This is a genomic window from Methylobacterium sp. 174MFSha1.1 (assembly GCF_900116815.1).
Taxonomy (GTDB): Bacteria; Pseudomonadota; Alphaproteobacteria; order Rhizobiales; family Beijerinckiaceae; genus Methylobacterium.
In genome coordinates, this window is record NZ_FPCB01000038.1 from 1 (window position 1) to 16,690 (window position 16,690).

General features: G+C 72.5%; 14 protein-coding genes and 1 pseudogene. 4 read left to right on the forward strand and 11 right to left on the reverse strand.

The features are described 5' to 3' along the window. The 9 genes and pseudogenes from BM430_RS27050 to BM430_RS27090 form a co-directional block, all read right to left on the reverse strand. Window positions 1-248, reverse strand: a pseudogene (locus BM430_RS27050) (IS110 family transposase); the annotation flags it as partial. Window positions 249-402: 154 nt separating this feature from the next. Continuing rightward, entirely contained in the window at window positions 403-3,474 is a 3,072-nt protein-coding gene (locus BM430_RS27055; RefSeq protein ID WP_093570341.1) for a glycosyltransferase, read from the reverse strand. A 146-nt stretch (window positions 3,475-3,620) separates the two neighbouring features. Then, window positions 3,621-4,583, reverse strand: a complete 963-nt coding sequence (locus BM430_RS27060) for an alpha/beta fold hydrolase (protein WP_093570342.1) — start codon at window positions 4,581-4,583, stop codon at window positions 3,621-3,623. A 423-nt stretch (window positions 4,584-5,006) separates the two neighbouring features. Continuing rightward, on the reverse strand, window positions 5,007-5,456 hold the full coding sequence (locus tag BM430_RS27065; RefSeq protein WP_093570343.1) for a CsbD family protein: 450 nt from the start codon (window positions 5,454-5,456) through the stop codon (window positions 5,007-5,009). Between the two features lie 82 nt (window positions 5,457-5,538). Further along, entirely contained in the window at window positions 5,539-5,742 is a 204-nt protein-coding gene (locus tag BM430_RS27070; RefSeq protein WP_093570344.1) for a CsbD family protein, read from the reverse strand. 75 nt (window positions 5,743-5,817) lie between these two features. After that, window positions 5,818-6,732 (reverse strand): PhnA-like protein, encoded by a 915-nt coding sequence (locus BM430_RS27075; protein ID WP_093570345.1) that lies wholly within the window; start codon window positions 6,730-6,732, stop codon window positions 5,818-5,820. 80 nt (window positions 6,733-6,812) lie between these two features. Beyond that, window positions 6,813-7,247: a CsbD family protein gene (locus BM430_RS27080; RefSeq protein WP_093570346.1), complete on the reverse strand. Its 435-nt coding sequence runs from the start codon at window positions 7,245-7,247 to the stop codon at window positions 6,813-6,815. A 68-nt stretch (window positions 7,248-7,315) separates the two neighbouring features. After that, complete coding sequence (locus BM430_RS27085) at window positions 7,316-7,495, reverse strand: CsbD family protein (RefSeq protein WP_093570347.1); 180 nt, start codon at window positions 7,493-7,495, stop codon at window positions 7,316-7,318. Window positions 7,496-7,590: 95 nt separating this feature from the next. Further along, window positions 7,591-9,051 (reverse strand): helix-turn-helix transcriptional regulator, encoded by a 1,461-nt coding sequence (locus BM430_RS27090; protein WP_093570348.1) that lies wholly within the window; start codon window positions 9,049-9,051, stop codon window positions 7,591-7,593. Between the two features lie 277 nt (window positions 9,052-9,328). Here BM430_RS27090 and BM430_RS27095 point away from each other — a divergent pair, with 277 nt between their 5' ends. From BM430_RS27095 to BM430_RS27110, 4 genes are all read left to right on the forward strand, one after another. Next, window positions 9,329-10,036, forward strand: coding sequence for a sigma-70 family RNA polymerase sigma factor (locus BM430_RS27095; protein ID WP_244539678.1), 708 nt, complete (start codon window positions 9,329-9,331; stop codon window positions 10,034-10,036). Window positions 10,037-10,270: 234 nt separating this feature from the next. Continuing rightward, window positions 10,271-10,657 (forward strand): hypothetical protein, encoded by a 387-nt coding sequence (locus tag BM430_RS27100; protein WP_093570350.1) that lies wholly within the window; start codon window positions 10,271-10,273, stop codon window positions 10,655-10,657. 173 nt (window positions 10,658-10,830) lie between these two features. After that, window positions 10,831-11,052: a hypothetical protein gene (locus BM430_RS27105; RefSeq protein WP_093570351.1), complete on the forward strand. Its 222-nt coding sequence runs from the start codon at window positions 10,831-10,833 to the stop codon at window positions 11,050-11,052. A gap of 222 nt (window positions 11,053-11,274) precedes the next feature. Beyond that, on the forward strand, window positions 11,275-12,945 hold the full coding sequence (locus tag BM430_RS27110; protein WP_093570352.1) for a methyl-accepting chemotaxis protein: 1,671 nt from the start codon (window positions 11,275-11,277) through the stop codon (window positions 12,943-12,945). A 342-nt stretch (window positions 12,946-13,287) separates the two neighbouring features. On the opposite strand, the gene BM430_RS27115 is transcribed toward BM430_RS27110, so the two are convergent. Both BM430_RS27115 and BM430_RS27120 read right to left on the reverse strand, forming a co-directional pair. Further along, window positions 13,288-15,720, reverse strand: a complete 2,433-nt coding sequence (locus BM430_RS27115) for a PAS domain S-box protein (RefSeq protein ID WP_093570353.1) — start codon at window positions 15,718-15,720, stop codon at window positions 13,288-13,290. Between the two features lie 135 nt (window positions 15,721-15,855). Continuing rightward, window positions 15,856-16,650: an IclR family transcriptional regulator gene (locus tag BM430_RS27120; protein WP_093570396.1), complete on the reverse strand. Its 795-nt coding sequence runs from the start codon at window positions 16,648-16,650 to the stop codon at window positions 15,856-15,858. Between the last annotated feature and the right edge of the window lie 40 nt (window positions 16,651-16,690).

Genomic DNA, 16,690 nt, shown 5'->3' on the forward strand with positions numbered 1-16,690 from the left:
AACGGCTTGACGTAGGCCGGCGGCAGCAGGCGCACCTCGTGGCCCAGAGCCCGGATCTGGCGCGCCCAGTGATGGGCGGTGGCGCAGGCCTCCATCGCCACGATGGTGGCGGGGATCTTCTTGAGCGCCGGCAGCAGCTTGTCGCGCGAGACGCGCTCGGTGCTCACCACGGCGCCCTGCGCGTCCTGGGCCTCGAACTGGAAGACGGACTTGGCGATGTCCAGGCCGATGATGCTAATCTGCGTCACGGACGGTCTCCTCGGTTGGGTGTCAGACGACCTCAACCTGGCACTTATGATGCCGGCGGGGGCCGTCCACCCCAACATCCCGGGTTCCCGCCTTCGGCGAGCGCCGGGATGACACAGAGGGTGTCGAGCCGGTCGAGTTCGGCCGGACCCGTGCTCAGAGGCCCGAGCCCTCCGCCCCGACACCCGTCCCGCCCGCCGCCATCGCCGCCTCGTAGGCAGCCAGGCTCGGCGCCACCGCGGGCAGGGCCGGGATCGCGATCCCCGCCAACTGGCCGCGGGCGGCCACCAGGGCGTCGAGCACGAGCGCGGTGTCGCGGCTGAACGGCAGCAGGATTCCGCCGCCCTCGGCCCGGATGCGCTCCGCCGGGGCGCCGATGTCGAAGGCCACGACCGGGTAGCCCGCGGCCCAGACCTCCGACAGGACGTAGGAATAGGTCTCGGGCCAGACGCTCGACAGGAACACGTAGTCCGGATCGGCCTCGGCCAGAAGCTGCGGCAGGTCCTTCGGGTCGTAGGCGCCCGTCACCGTGAGGTTGGGGACGCGCTCGATCCGGTCGCGGTCGGAGACGTTGCCGATCACCGTGAAGGCGATCGGCCGCCGCTCCCGGGCCGCGCGTTCGGCGAGCGCCACCACCAGCTCGAACCCCTTGTGGGCCCCGATGCCGCCGACGAGGGCGACCCGCACCGCGCCTGTGCGCGCCCGGGGCGGCCGCGCGGGGCGGGGCTCCGCCGCGTCCGGGTGCGGCACCACCGCGATCTGCGACAGGCCGAGGCGGCGGGCGTAGTGCTCGGCGGTGTCGCGGGAGGGCGCCACCAGGTGACGGGCCCCGCGCAGGATGCGCTCGTTCGTCGCCAGCCAGCCGTCGAGCCCGCCGCCCATCAGGGCGTTCTGGTCGCCGTAATCGTACGGGACGCCCCCCACGGTGCAGTGGCGGCAGATGTCGGCCGGCGGCTCCTCGCAGTAAAAATTCCGCCCGTCGACGAGGTGCACCTTCGGGCAGTACCACTGGTAGTCGTGCAGCGTGACCGCGTAGGGCCAGCGGCCCGAGAGCAGCCGGTCGAGGAAGGCCGAGTCGTAGCCGAAGCGGGCGTTGAGGTGTAGATCGATCGCGACCCCCGTCCCCTCCAGCGCCTCGAACAGGGCGAACAGGTCGTCCGGCGGCAGGGTCACCTCGGCGCCCGCGACCTCGAGGGCGAGGCTTTTGCCGGCGGGAGCGAGATGGCCGATCGCGTGGTCCTTCGCCCGGGCGAGCCCGCGGATCTGCTCGACGTAGCGCGTCGCGCCGCCGCCGAAGCCGTGGCCGACATGCAGGGTCAGCCGCCGGACCCGGCCGGCGAGCAGGGTCCCGAACGCCGAGAGCCGCAACGGGCGGAGCGGGTCGGCGGCGAGGAAGGCGTCGACCTCGTCCTGGTATTCGGGGTAGAGGGCGACGAGCCGGGCGTGGTTGCGCTCCAGGATCGCCAGCCGCTCCCCCTTGCCGAACGACACCGAGCCCTCGTGCTCGACGTAAGCATCGGTGGCGGCGACGTGGATCCAGCCGAGGTCGCGGGCCGTGAGGCACCAGTCGACTTCCTCGCAATAGCCCCGGCCCCATTCGGGCGAGAAGCCCCCGACCTCGTCGAGCGCCTGCCGGTTCAGGTAGAGGCAGAAGCCGATTCCCGTCGGGATCTGGACCGGCCCGCCTGCCGCCGCCTCCAGGGCGGCGTCGATCGCCGCGGGCGCGAGGCCGAGGAACGGCCCCTGCGCCTCCGGCATGCCCGGGAAGCCCAGGATGGTGGCGTTGTTCGAGAGCGGGGTGGCGCTGGCGATGCCGGGGCCGCGGTGGCAGGCTCGCGCCAACTTCTCCAGCGCGCGGGGCGCCAGCACCGTGTCGGCGTTGACGAGGATGCAATCCTCGCCCGGCTCCAGGAGCGCGAGCCCGCCATTCACCGTGCCGATGAAGCCGAGATTCTCACGGTTGCGCAGGACCGTCAGGCCCGGATGCGCCTCGGCCGCGAGGTCGTCGAGATAGCGCGTGACGGCAGGGTCGGGCGAGGCGTCGTCGATCACGAGCGCCCGCATCCGCCCGGGCGACAGCTGCGGCAGGAGCGAGGCGAGGCAGGCCTTGAGGTCGGAGAGCCCGTTATAGACCGGCACGATCGCGCAGGCCGGGGGCGGCGTGCGGCCGCTCTCCGGCAGCATCTCGGGCACGGCCGGCTCGGCGAGGACGAGCTGCGCCCCGCCGCCGGGCCGCACCGCCGCCACGAGGCGGTCGCGTAAGCGCCGGCGCTCCGTGAGCGTGGTCGCCGGCGCGTTCGGCAGCAGCAGCGCCCGCGCCTCGGCGCGGGCGAGCTCGATCGTGCCGCGCAGGTGGCCGATCACCTCGCCCGCGCCGACGGGGCCGACCGCGAGGTCGGTGCCGGCTTTCAGCGCGCCGGGCGGAAAGGCGAAGGCGGCCGAGTGGCGGCCGAACAGCTCCAGGAGGTCGGACCGCCCGTGGGTCTCGACCCGCGCCACGTCCTCGCCGTCGCGCACCGCCCGCACGAGGCTCGGCCGGTCGGGCCCAGCCTCGTCGAACACCCAGCCGGTGACGCGGCTCGGCGCCTCGACGTAGAGGCTCGAGCGCAGCCGCGGCGCGTAGGCGCCTAAGCCCGCCACGGTCTCGCCGGCCCGCACGGCGATCGTGTGCGGCTGCCCGTCGAGGGCCCAGGGAGGGAGGGCGAGGCGGAAGCCGTTCCAGCCGCCCTCGCGGCCGGAAAAGCGCAGCTCCGGCCGGTAGATCCCGGGCCGGACCGGTTCGCCCTCCAGCCCGTCGACCACGAGATGCACGGTGGGAAGCGGCTCGGCGGAGAGCGACGAGACCCAGCCGTCGATCACGCCGCCGACGATGCCGTCGAGGTGGAGCGTGTGGCGCCCCGGCCCGACCGCGATCCGCTGCTGGTCGGCCCGGCCCGGCTCGGTCACCGTCAGCCGCAAGGTGCCCGGCGCGGCCAGGAGCGCCGGATCGAGGGCGGCGTGGAGGTAGGTGGTGCCGTTCTCGGTGAAGCGGCGCTCGACCGGCAGCGCGTGCTCGCGTTCGCCGCTCCGCGCCAGGGCGAGTTCGACGCCGTCGGCCTCCGCCTCCGGGTTGAGGGCGACGAGGACGCCGCAATTGTAGAGCCGGCCCCAGGCGACAGGGCCCGGGGGCGGCACGAACCACTGGCGCCCCGTCTCGGCGAGGCGCCGCGCGTGTTTCAGGATCGTCACGTCGCAAGAGTCCGCACAGCAGGAGGAAGCCGCCGGCTCGCGGACCGGCGGAGATCGTTCTCCTCCTAGCCGAGACGGAAGCCGTCCGCGACTTGCCGCCGCGTCACATGGGGGTCAAGGGATCTTTGTCGGGTCAAGTGCCGTCCTCAGGCGCCGGTGACGGCGGCGAGCACCCGGTCGGGGGCGATGTGGTGCAGCATGTGGCCGGCGCCCTCCACCGCGACGAGGCGGCTGCCGGGCATCCGGTGATGGAGCGCCACCGCCTGGCCGTCATGGGAGAGCAGGCGGTCGCCGGTGCCGGACAGGATCGTCACCGGCATCCGCAGGTCCCCGTAACGCGGCCGGAGCGCGAAGGCGTCCGGCACCATCAGCGCCGATTCGGCGGCGGCGCTGCGCAGCTGCGAGGGGCGCAGGACCATCTCGACCGGGAAATCGCGGGAGAAGCGCTCGGGCACCGGGCTCGGTCCGAACAGCCGCGACAGGATGCGCGGCCAGAGCAGGCGGCTCGCCACCGGAGCCACGGTGTGGCTGACGAGGTCGCCGAGGCCGGGCAGCCCTTGGACTGCGAAGAGCAGGCCGTCGATCCGGGGCGAGGGGAAGTAGTAGCCGGATTCGAGCACGAGCGCCCGCACCCGGGCCGGATCCTGGAGCGCCAGCGCGACCGCCACCTGCGCCCCCCAGGAATGGCCGAGCACGGTCACCGTCTCGACCCCGAGGCTGTGCAGAGCGCCGCGGATCAGCCCGGCCTGCATCATCGGCGTCCAGATCCGGCTGCGCGGCCGCTCGCTGTAGCCGAAGCCGGGCCGGTCGACCGCGATCACCCGGTGCGTCCGCGCCGCCGCGTCGACGAGGCCGCTGACGAGCCAGTCCTGGATCAGGCTGCCGTTGCCGTGCAGCAGCACGAGAGCCGGCCCGCGCCCGCGCTCCAGCACGTGCAGCCGCGTGCCGCCGACCTCGACGAAGCGCCCGACCGGCGGCACCGCCTGTTCGGCGGCGTGGGCGCGGCGCCCATTCTCGACCGTGCCGGCGCCGAGAGCGGCGGCCCCCGCCAGGGCGAGGCCGACGGCGGGCGGGAGGGGGCGGGCGGAGGTGAGGGCAGGAGCTGTCATGTCGTCACAACCGCCGGAGGCGTGCTCGGGTTCGCTCCTCGCTCACGCGAGAAGGCCGCCATCCAGGGGGACGACGGCCTTCTTCGTCGTTCTTCTTGGTCGGTGCGCGGGGCCCGGCCGGCGGCTACCGCCCGCCAGGCCGCTGCCGACCGGCCCTGAGCCGGATCAGTACGTCCGGCCGTGCCGGGGCGCCGCGCCGCGGCGGTTGAAGCGCGCGATCAGCTTCGGCAGGACGAACAGCATGAAGATCTTGCGCAGCATCGCTGGATTCCCTTCTGGCATATAGACTATGACTAGATGAACGTTTGCCGGCGGGAAAAGATCCTGAAATAATTATTCCCGGTCTGCGCGCGCCGCGACGATTCATCTCATCGTGCGCTGTTCGCCGAAGCGGTGGCCGCTTCGGCGAACGAGGGCCGGCCTCTAGCGCTTGCGACGGATCAGCCAGCCCGCCGCGAAGGCGAGGGCGGCGATGCCGAGCACGGTGTTGGTGCGGTGCCCGTCGGCATAGGCCAGGGCCCTCCGGCCGTAAACGTCGCCGCGGCGGCGCGCCTCGCGGGCGACGTGGCGCCCGTCCGCGAGCGCCCGGTCGGCGCGCTTGCGGGCCGTGTGGGCGAAGTCTTCCGCCCGCTCGCGGGCGGCGTCGGCGAAGTCCTCGGCGTGCTCGCGGGCCGTGTGGGCGAGGTGGCGGCCGTCGTCGGCGAGGTCCTCGGCCCGGTCGCGGACGCGGCCATAGGCGTATTGCGCCCCGCCGGCCACCTGGTTGGCGGCGCCGCGGACCTGCTGGGCCGGATCGCCCCGAAGGCCGCCGAGGGCGGTCTGGACGCGGCCCTTCAGGTGACGGGACGCGCCACGCACCTCATCGCGGTTCATGCTGTCCTCCTGAGTCTTGGAATGGACGAAAATCTTGGACTGGACGAGGCGGCGGGACGACCCCGCCGCCGGAACGAGGGCTTTACTTGCGGCCCGTGAGATGGTCGGCGACGGTCTTGATGCCGTCCTTGGCCTCGCCGACCGTGCGCTGGGCCTCGCCCTTCAGCTCCTGGGCCTTGCCCTCGGCGACGAGGTGGTCGTTGCCGGTGACCTTGCCGACGCCCTGCTTGACGTTGCCGACGGCCTCGTTGGCCAGGCCCTTGAGCTTGTCGGTGGTGCTGCTCATCGGAATCTCTCCTTCAGGTCGAGGTGGGTTTCGGGGGTGGACGGCTCCCGCCGGGGCGGGAGCCGGTGTCTCGCGTCAGACGCGGCGGGTGGTGTAGTCGGCGCCGACCAGCTTCGGGGCGCCGAGGCGGCCGCCGAAGAAGGCGGCGGCGGCGCCGAGCAGCAGCGCGATCGCGGCGTAGAACGCGCCCTGCGTCGCGGCCGACTTGGCGGCGACCGCCGCGGCCTCGGCCTTCTGCTTGGCGGTGGCGACCGCCTGCTCGTACTGCTTCTGGTAGTCGTCGATCTGGGCCTTGGCCTGGTCGGGCGAGATGTTCTGGGCCTTGGCCAGGGCGTCGGCGGCGCGGGTCTTGGCCTGCTCCTTCTGGGCGGCGTCGCCGGTCAGCACGGCGCGCACGGCGGCCACGGCGGCGTCACGGGCGGCCTGCGGGTCCTGGCCGGCGGCCTGCTGGCGCACCTTGTCCTCGATGCCCTCGAGCGGGTTCTGGACCTTCGACAGCGACGGGGCCGCGGCCTGGGCTGCGGTCTGCACCGTGCCGCCGACGAGGTTGCCGGCGCCGCCGAGCGCGCCCGAGACCGTGCTCAGGGTGCCGCCGACGAGGCCGCTCGCCGCCGAGGTGATGAGGTAGATGACCACGAGGGTCGTCACCGCCCAGGAGACCAGGCCGTGCAGGGCGGCGGCGGCAGGCAGCGGCTTGCCGGAGAGCCGGCCCGCGATGGCGCCGCCGACGAGCGAGGCGACGATGCCCGAGACCACGAACCACAGGCCCGCGCCCATCGAGACGGTCGAGGCGGCCGGGTTGTCGGTGGCGTTCACGCCGACCGAGGACAGGCCGATGCCGACGCCGACGAGGTTGAGGATCACCTGCGTCACCAGCGCGGTGACGGCGCCGGCGAAGATGGCGCCCCAGGAGACCTGGTTGAGCAGGACCGCGCGGGTATCGGCCTGCGCCGCGGTCGAGAGGGGGGAAACGGGGGTCTGGATGGTCACGTCGTTGCTCCGGGTCGTTCAGGCATCGGGCGAGGGCGGCTCGAAGCGGCCGCCGCTCGCGATGCGGTCGTTCTGCGGGATCAGTCGCGGTTGGCGTTGACGAGGAGGCCGAGGCCGAAGCCGACCATGCCGGCGATCACCAGCGAGGCGAACGGGTACTCGGCGACCTGGTCGCTGACCTGCCGGGCGCCGTGGCGCAGGGAGCGGCTGCCGCGCTCATAGGCGTCCTCGGCGTAGTCCTGCGCCTCGTCGGCGAGGTCACGGGCCCGGCCGCTGGCGCGGTCGGCGAAATCCTGGGCCCGGTCGCCGGCGCGGCCGGCATAGTCCTGGGCCCGGTCCGCGGCGTGGCGCGCGGTGTCCTTGGCCTGGCCGTAGACGTTCTCCGCCGCGCCCTGCGCCTCGCGGAAGCGGCCTTCCGCCGAGTCGCGGTGCGAGCCGGTCAGGTCGCCGACGGCGCTCTGGATCTTGCCGCCGAGTTCCTTGGCGGCGCCGGTGATGCGATCGGTATCGACCATGGAAGTTCTCCTTGATTAACGGTGGGAAAGGGCGGCGCCCCGCGCGGGGCGCCGGATGACGGTCGTCGTCAGCTCTTGCGAGGTCCGGCCCCCGGGGGGCGCTTGCCGGCGCCCTGCGGAGACTCGGGTTCGCCCTTCTGACGCCGGCCCTCGGTCTCGACCCGGACGTCGCCGGTGAGCTTGCCGATGGCGTCCTTCACCGAGCCTTTGACCTGCTCGGTGGAAGTCGTGGGCGCGCGTCTGGTCATGAGTACCTCGTCGGATGTGAGAAAACTCAGACCGGCTTGCAGATGTGACTGCGTCGCGCCGCTTCAATGGTAAGAAATTACCGGTAGACTGAACTTCAGCTACCGGAGGCCTGGAGCGGGAAACCGTGCTCGCGGCCCCACAGGATCACCTCCGTGCGGCGGTGGACGCCGAGCTTGCGGTAGAGCGCGGCGCCGTGGTTGCGCACGGTGTTGCGCGACAGGCCGAGCTTGCGGGCGATGCCGTCGTCGTCGAGCCCGCTGCAGATCAGGTTCAGGATCTGCCGTTCCCGGAGCGTCAGGTCGGGCACCGCCTCGCCCGGCACCTCGCGGCCGGGCCGGCGCAGGTTGGCGAGCTTCTCGATCAGCCCGCGGCTGAACCAGGAGGTGTCGGCCATCACCGTCTCGATCGCGTCGAACAACTCGCGCTCGGTGTGCTTGCGCTCGGTGATGTCCTGCAGGACCATCAGCACGAACTCGGCGTCGCCGATGGTCACCCGCTCGGCCGAGATCAGGCAGTCGAGGTCGGCGCCGTTCTCGTGGCGCAGGCAGACCTCCAGTCCGAGCACGTAGCCGGTGCGCAGGAGCACGCCCTCGAAGCGCGCGCGCTGCTCGTCGGAGACCCACAGCCCGAACTCCGCCGGCGCGCGGCCGACCACGCGGTCCTCGCCGAAGCCGAAGACCCGGCCGAAAGCCTCGTTGATGCTGGTGACCTGGAAATCCCCGGCGCGGGCGAGCATCGTCGGCACCGGCGTGAGGCGGAACGCCTTGGCGAAGCGCTCCTCGCTCTGGCGCAAAGCCGTCTCGGCCTTCCGGCGCAACTCCAGGTCGGCGAAGGTGAACAGCATGCAGGGCTCGTCGCCCATCTCCATCGGCTGGCCGGCGACGATGACGAAGCGGCCGCCGCCGTCGGGCAGTTCCAGCCGCGCCTCCATCTGGGGGATCGTGCCGCCCTCGTTGAGTCGCGACACCGCGAGGTCGCGGTTGCGGGCGTTGGCGAGCACGTCGACCTCGTAGACGCTGCGGCCGATTACGGCGTCGCGGGTGTAGCCGGTCATCTCCAGGAAGCCGGCATTGACCTTGACGTGGCGCAGGTCGGAGAGCCGCGTGATCACGGCGGGCGCCGGGTTGGCGTTGAAGGTGCGCTCGAAGCGCTCCTCGGCCTCGAACTGGTCCGACACGTCCTTGAGGATCAGCGCCAGGCAGCTCGGCTTGCCCTCGCGGTCGGTGGCGACGAGGCTGCGCAGGGAATGCACGAAGCCGACCTCAGGCTTGTCGGTGCGCGTCACCTCGACCACCACGTCGTGGAAGCGCTCGCCGGCGACGACGCGCTCGATCGGATAGTTCTCCGGCGCGCGGTTGTTGCGGTAGCGCAGGGCGAAGCGGGCACGGTAGGCGTCGATCGTCGGGCCGATCTCGTCCAGGCTCTCGGCGCCGTGCATCGCGAGCGCGGCCTCGTTGGCGTAGGCGATGGTCTGGTCGGGCTCGACCAGGATCACGCCCTCGCTGAGGCCGGCGATGATCTGCCGGAGTTCATGCCTGTCGACGCCTGCGGTCACGGCCCGTTCGATCCCTTCTGTCTGTCCTTTTGCCCCTCGGGCAACGGACCACAAACGGATCGCGCGCTAACGGGTTCCCTCCGAAGAACGAGATTCACCGGTAGATTCGTATCATTGACGTAATTGGCGGCGACCAGAAATAAGTCGCACCAGGGACGGTCCGGCGTGCTGCCCCACGGGATGCGCCCGTACCGGCCGACTGGTCTAGTCCGATATGAGTAGCGTTTACGGGCCCCTTTCCGTGCGAACAGACGACGCGACGCCAGAACCGGTCGCCGTGACGGAGACCGCCGCCGCCCTGATCCCGTCGCATCTCGGCGGGCTCTTACAGGAGTACTATCCCGAGGCCGTCGCGCTCGATGCCGGCTCGGCCCTCGGCCAGGTCCTCGCGCGCCTGACGCGGGCCCTCGACGCGGCGGAGGCGCAGGCCGAGGTTCCGGCGGCGTTCCGGGCCGGGCTGCTCGGCGCGGTGCCGCGCCTGCGCCGCTACGCCCTGTCCCTGACCCATCACGGGGCGGACGCCGACGACCTCGTGCAGCACACCCTGCTCAAGGCCTGGGAGCACCGGCGCCAGTTCGCCCCCGGCTCCAGCCTGTCGGCCTGGCTGTTCGCGATCCTGCGCAACGGCTTCTTCAACGGGCGCCGCAAGTACCGCCTCGAGGTGGCGGATCCCGACGGGGTCCACGCCGCCGCCCTGTCGAGCGCCGCCGAGCAGGAGCACCGGGCGTCCTTGCGCGACGTGCAGGGCGCCCTCGACCGGCTCGACCCGGCGCAGCGCGAGGCGCTGCTGCTGGTCGCCGTCGAGGGCCTGTCCTACGAGGCCGCCGCCGAGGTCATCGGCTGCCCGGCCGGCACCGTGAAGAGCCGCGTCAGCCGGGCCCGCGACCGGCTCGGGCAGGATCTGGACCGGAACGACCTCGACCGGAAAGACCTCGGCCGAAACGGCCCGGACCGGACCCTCGCGGCCCCGTCCGGCGCCGCCTGACCGGCGAGGTCCCGACCCGTCCGCCCGAAAGGGCGTCATCCCCCTTCGCCCGAGAGGGCGTCATCCCATCGTTCCGGCGCTATCCCCCGAGGCGTCCGGGACGGTCGCGAGCCGGGCACGGCACCTTCCCCCGTCCGTGCCCGGCTCCGTCGACGAGCCATCCCCGCCAATGGTCCGCGGCCCGGCCGAGCCAGGCCCCGCCCGAACCGGGGGGCATTCGCCTCAGAGGAGATCATGTCAGCGTTTCGCCATCCGGTCCTCGCACGGGCCTCGCTTCTCGCCCTGCTTCTCGGCCCCGCCGCCCCGGCCCTCGCCGCGCCCGCGGCCAACCGCTTCGACGGTGCCTGGTCGGTCGTCGCCACCGCCGAGACCGGTTCCTGCACCGGGCCGTACCGCTACCCGATCGTGATCCGCGACGGCGTCGTGGACGATGCCGGGGGCAACGACGTCGATGCCTCCGGCCGGGCCGGCGCCGACGGCCGCATCACCGGTACGATCCGCAGCGGGCTCGCCAGCGTCGCGGTCAGCGGCCGCCTGCGCGGCTCCGCCGGAAGCGGGCGCTGGAGCCTCGCCGGGATCAGCCCCTGCACGGGGCGCTGGACCGCCCGGCGCACCGGCTGACCGCGATCGCGGGGCCTGTCCGCTCCGGGATGCCGGGCCTCGGCCGGGGAGCGCCGATGCGCCGCATCCGTCCCGGTCCTTGATGAAACCCGTTCCCGCCCGAGAACCTGTGCGGTCCGGGCCTCCGGCTTGCGGGCAACCGGATGGGACGCGATCGAGGAGCGAGGGGACGGATGCCGGCATACCGACTGCGCGGGGCGGTGCGGGCCCCGGACGGGGAGATCGGGCCCCCGCTGATCGACGAGATCGTCACGGCCGCGGACCGGCAGGAGGCGGTGCGCCTCGCCAATGCCCGGGAGACGACGCCGGCCGACGAGCAGGTGAACGCCCTGTGGCTGGTCGACGAGGCCGGGACGCTGGTCTGGTCGCTGCGCCTGGCCGACCGCGAGGCCTAACACTGCCGCGAAGTATAGGAGCGCCTACCCCGCGGTGGGCCGTCGGCCGATACGGGTCATGACCCAGCAGCGCGCCGTCATCTGCCGGCCTTGCATCCGGATTGTTGCACGAGCAAGGGACGACACGCAGGGACATTAATCGCGCGTCAATCGGGCGCGACTACCGTCCGGCGGCGTTCGCCTCACCGGAGCGGTTTCGTGCCTCGTTCGCCCCTCGACAACATGCGGATCCTCGCCAAGGCGGCGATCCCGGTCGGCCTGCTGCTGATCATCCTGGCGGGCCTGTGCGGCTTCGCCCTGTCGCGGATGAGCCTCATCGCGCAGACCTACCAGGATGTGCTCGGCCGCGACGTCGCGGCCGCCCGGGCGGCGTCCGAGGTCGAGATCGCGCTGACGCGCTACGGGGCGGTGGTGAACCGCATTGTCTCCGAGAGCTCGATGACCGAGATCGACGCCCTCGAGAAGGAGACCAAGGCGATCGCCGCGGACCTGCCGGGCCGGCTCGATCGGCTGAAGACCCTGATGCCCGCGGCGGGGGCGGGCGCCGATCAGGTCCTGGCCCGGTTCAACCAGGCCTTCGGGGCGACCGACGACCTGATCACCAAGACCTTCGGCAGCCAGCAGGACCAGGCCCTGCGGGTCGGCCGCGAGCAGATCGATCCCGCGCTCGCCGCCGCCCGCCAGGTCCTCGGCGAGATCGCGGCCGGCGCCGAGGCGATGATGCGCCGGGGCGGCGAGACCGCGGCGGCGGCGGACGAGGCGGCCCGGGTCACCACCGTCGCCGTCGCCTCGGGCGCGGGCGCGGTGGCGCTCGTCCTCGCCTGGCTGATCCTGCAGCGCGGCGTCGCCGGCCCGGTCGTCGCGATGGCGCGCACCATGGAGCGGTTGGCGGCCGGCGACACCGCGGTGGCCGTGGAGGGCACGCGGCGGCGCGACGAGATCGGCCGGATGGCCGGCGCGGTCCAGGTGTTCAAGGACGGCCTGATCCGCGCCCGCGCCCTGGAGGAGGAGGCCGCCCTGGCGCGCGCCTCGACCGAGGAGCAGCGCCGCGCCGGCATGCGCCAGATGGCCGATGCCTTCGAGCGGGCGGTCGGCGGCATCGTCGGCGAGGTCGCGGCCTCCGCCGCCGAACTCCAGGCGACCGCCCAGACCATGACCGCCACGGCCGGGGAGACCGCCGAACGCTCGGCGGGCGCGGCGAGCGCCGCCGAGGAGGCGGCGGGCAATGTCGGCACGGTCGCAGCGGCGGCCGAGGAGCTCGGCGCCTCGGTGGGCAAGATCGGCCGCCAGGTCGACGGCTCGGCCGCTCTGGCCCGCGCCGCGGTGACCGAGGCCGACCGGACCGGCACCCTGGTCCAGGAGCTGAGCCGCGCGGTCGCCCGCATCGGCGACGTCGTCGGCCTGATCTCGTCGATCGCCGGCCAGACCAACCTGCTCGCTCTGAACGCCACGATCGAGGCGGCGAGGGCGGGTGCGGCGGGGCGGGGCTTCGCGGTGGTGGCCGCCGAGGTCAAGGAACTCGCCGGCCAGACCGCCAGGGCCACCGAGGAGATCACCACTCAGATCGGCCGCATCCAGGGCTCGACCGAGCAGGCGGTGGGGGCGATCGACGCCATCGCCGGGCGCATCCGCGAGATCTCGGGCGTCGCCACCTCGATCGCCGCGGCGGTGGAGGAGCAGGGCGCCGCGACGCAGGAGATCGTCCGCAACGTTACTCAGGCGGCCTCCGGCACCGGCGCGGTGACGGACAACATCGCCGGGGTGGCCGGCGCCGCGGAGGAGACCGGGGCCGCGGCGGCGCTCGTGCTCGACTCGGCCTCCGCCCTGTCGCGCCAGTCCGAGAGCCTGACCGACGAGGTACAGAGATTTCTCGCGACGGTGCGGGCGGCGTGAGGCCTTGGATTATATTGTCTGATGAGATGTATTGCAGGACCGTCCAAGACAACGCGGTAAGATCGAAGCAGAGTGGCTTATCGTGAGCTACCCCTTTCCCGGACGACTGTAGCGTCAGCAGAAGGAGATCCGGGATCCAGCATGAGAAGTCGCGAAGCGTCCGTGTGTCTGCAACGGAGCAGCATATAGAGCCGCTTCGCGGCGATTCTTACGGCTGGATCCCGGATCTCCTTCCGCTATCGCTGCAGTCGTCCGGGAAAGGGGTGGCTCTCGGCGAGTCGCCCTCTCGTGCACGTTTTCGCCCTTGTCGTGTACGGGGTGGCAGGGCGACCGTATGATGCTCTACGACCGCCGCTCCCACTCCCGCCCGGCCTCGATGATCGACCGGATCCTTGCGGCCATCGTCTCGATCGAGAACGGCTTGGTCAGCACCGCCATGCCGGGGCCGAGGGTGCCGTTGCCGAGGATCGCGGTCTCGGCGTAGCCGGTGATCAGCAGCACCTTGAGGTCGGGCCGGGTCTCGCGGGCGGCCTCCGCCATCTGGCGGCCGTTCATGCCGCCGGGCAGGCCGATATCGGTGACGAGCAGATCGATCCGCACGTCGGAGCGCAGCACCTTCAGTCCCGCCGCGCTGTCGCCGGCCTCGATCGCGGTGTAGCCGAGATCCTCCAGGATGTCGGTGACGAGCATCCGCACGGTCGGCTCGTCGTCGACCACCAGCACGGTCTCGCCTCGCGTCGAGCGCGCCAGCGGCAGCGCCGTCCCGGTCTCGTCCTCGCCGGGCACGGCGCCCGCGTGGCGCGGCAGGTAGAGGCTGACGGTCGTGCCCTCGCCGGGCGTCGAGGCGATGCGCACCTGCCCGCCCGATTGCTGCGCGAAGCCGTAGATCATCGAGAGGCCGAGGCCCGTACCCTCGCCGATCGGCTTCGTGGTGAAGAACGGCTCGAACACCCGGGCGATCACCTCCGGGCTCATGCCGGTTCCGGTATCGGTCACGCGCAGGCGCACGTACTCGCCCTCCGGCATGTCGTGCCGGCGGGCGGTCCGGGCGTCCATCGTCCGGTTGGCGGTCGAGACGGTGATGCGCCCGCCCTCGGGCATCGCGTCGCGGGCGTTGAGGCAGAGGTTGAGGAGCGCGTTCTCGAGCTGCGACGGGTCGACCAGGGCCGGCCAGGCCTCGGGCGATGCGACGACCTCGAGGGTGATGCCGGGCCCGACCGTGCGCTGGATCAGCTCGTGCATGCCCCGCGCCAGCCGGTCGACGTTCGTGGGCCGCGGATCGAGCGTCTGGCGGCGGGAGAAGGCGAGGAGCCGGTGGGTCAGCGCGGCGGCGCGCTTCGCCGCCCCTTGCGCCGCCGCCATGTAGCGCTCGACGTCCTTGAAGCGGCCCTGCGCGAGCCGCGTCTGCATCAGCTCCAGCGAGCCCGAGATGCCGGCGAGCAGGTTGTTGAAGTCGTGGGCGAGACCCCCGGTGAGCTGGCCCACGGCCTCCATCTTCTGCGACTGGCGCAGGGCTTCCTGCGTCGCGGCGAGCTCGGCCTCGGCCCGCAGCCGGTCGGAGATGTCCTTGGCGAAGTGGAAGGCGCCGATCACCCGGCCCTCGCCGTCGCGCAAGGGGGAGTAGGAGACCTCCCAGGTGGGCTTGGCGAGGTCGGGATCGCCGAATTCCTCGGTCACCGTGTAGCATTCGCCCGCGAGCGCCCGGGCCATGAACCCGCGCATCACCGCGCCCTGGTCCGGCGGGAAGAGGTCGGGAAACACCTCGCCGACCTGCACCCGGCGGCCGAAGATCCGGTAGAACGCGTCGCTGTGGGCCTGGTTGAAGGCGATCAGCCGGTACCCGGTGTCAAAGGCGCAGATCGGCGCGGCGCTCGACTGGACGATGTCGCCGTAGAGGCGCATCTCCGCCGTGCGGTCGGCCACCTGCTGGCCGAGCGACTGGGTGAGGTCGCGCGAGGCGGCCTCGGCCTCCTTGCGCTCGCTGATGTCGGTGGCGGCGCCGTACCACTCGGTGATCCGGCCCTCCTCGTCGAGCACCGGCACCGCCCGGGACGAGGCCCAGCCGACCGAGCCGTCGGCGAGGTAGACCCGGTGCTCCAGGCTGTAGGAGGTCTTGGTGCGGATCGCCCGCTCGATCTCGGCCCGCAAGGCGCCGCGGTCCTGCGGCGGGATGTAGCTCTCGATCCAGTCGGAACTGGCCGAGGTCGTGTCGGCCAGGAAGTTGCCGCCGGACAATTGGTACAGCCGGCTCCAGTCGGCGCTGATCCGGTAGCGCACCTCGGAGGAGGAGCGCACCAGGGCGTCGAGCATCTGCTCGCGCCGGCGCAGGGCCTCGCCGAGGTCGCGCAGCCGCTCGCGCTCCAGCGTGACGTCGAATTGCGAGGCGAAGAAGTAGGTCAGTTCGCCGTTCTCGTCGAAGACCGGCGAGATCAGCAGCCGGTTCCAGAACCGCTCGCCGTTCTTCTTGTGGTTGAGGAGGTCGATCTCGATCGCAACGCGACGCTCGATCGCGTCGCGGATCTTGGCGACGTCGGCGCGGTCGGTCTCCGGCCCTTGCAGGAAGCGGCAGTTCTTCCCCAGGATCTCGTCGCGGGTGTAGCCGGTGAGCTTGGTGAAGGCGGCGTTGGCGAAGATGATCGGGTTGTCGGGCCCGTGGGGATCGGTGATCAGCATCGGCATCCGCGTCGCGCGCACGGCGGCGGCGAACGGATCGTGGCTCGGGGCGGAGCGGCCGATCTCGGCGTCGATGCGGTCGGTTTCGCGGCGGTCAGTCACTGTGCGTCCGTCGCCCTCTCGTCCCGCGACTCCCGGCGGTCTCGCGACCGTCCGGGCGTGGCTGTAGCACAGCGCGACAGGCTCGTGCACAACCCTTGCCGCGCGGCCGAACCGCGCGATCCGCGGAAGATCACATCAGCGCGCCCCCGCGACCCGCGCCACGCCGTCGGCGCAGGCCCGCATCGCCGCGAGCACCGTCTCGGCCGCCACCGCCTCGAAGCGGTAGCGCGGCAGGCTGACGCTGATGCAACCCAGCACCCGGCTACGAGCGCCGTGCAGCGCCATGCCGTAGCAGCAGATGTCGAGCTCGTTCTCCTGCAGGTCGAGGGAATGGCCGCGCGCGCGCGTCTCGGTGATGGCGCGGTGCAGGGCGTCGCGGTCGGTGAGGCTGTGGGGCGTGCGCGCCGGCAGCGGGAGCCGGGCGAGGAGGGCGGTCAGCTCGGGCTCGGGCAGGGTCGCGAGCCAAGCCTTGCCGACGGCGCTGGTGTGCAGCGCCACCCGAGTGCCGATGCGCGAGGCCATGCGCACGGTGCGGTGGCTCTCGAGCTTGTCGATGTAGACCATCTCGCCGTGATCCGGCACCGCGAGGTGCACGGTCTCGTCGAGGTCGTCGCGCAGGCGGCGCAGGGGCTCCCGCGCCGCCTGGCGCAGGAGCGAGCCGTCGAAGGAGCGGAAGGCCAGGCTGACGAGGCGCGGGCCGAGCTGCAGAACCCCGTCCTCGTCGGTCACGAGGCCCTCCGCCGCCAGGGCGGCGACGATCCGGTGCACCGTCGGCCGCGGCAGCCGCAGGCCCTGCGCGAGCCGGGCGACCGTGGCGCCGCCGGGCGCGTCCGCCACCGCCTGCAGCACCCGCATGAACTTGCCGAAGGCGGCGGTGCCCGGGACGTCGGGGCGCAACGAAGCCCTCGTCTCGGCGTCGTCCTGGCTCATGCGGGGCGGATCCTCATGGGTCTCGGGGGCTGCTTCGAGT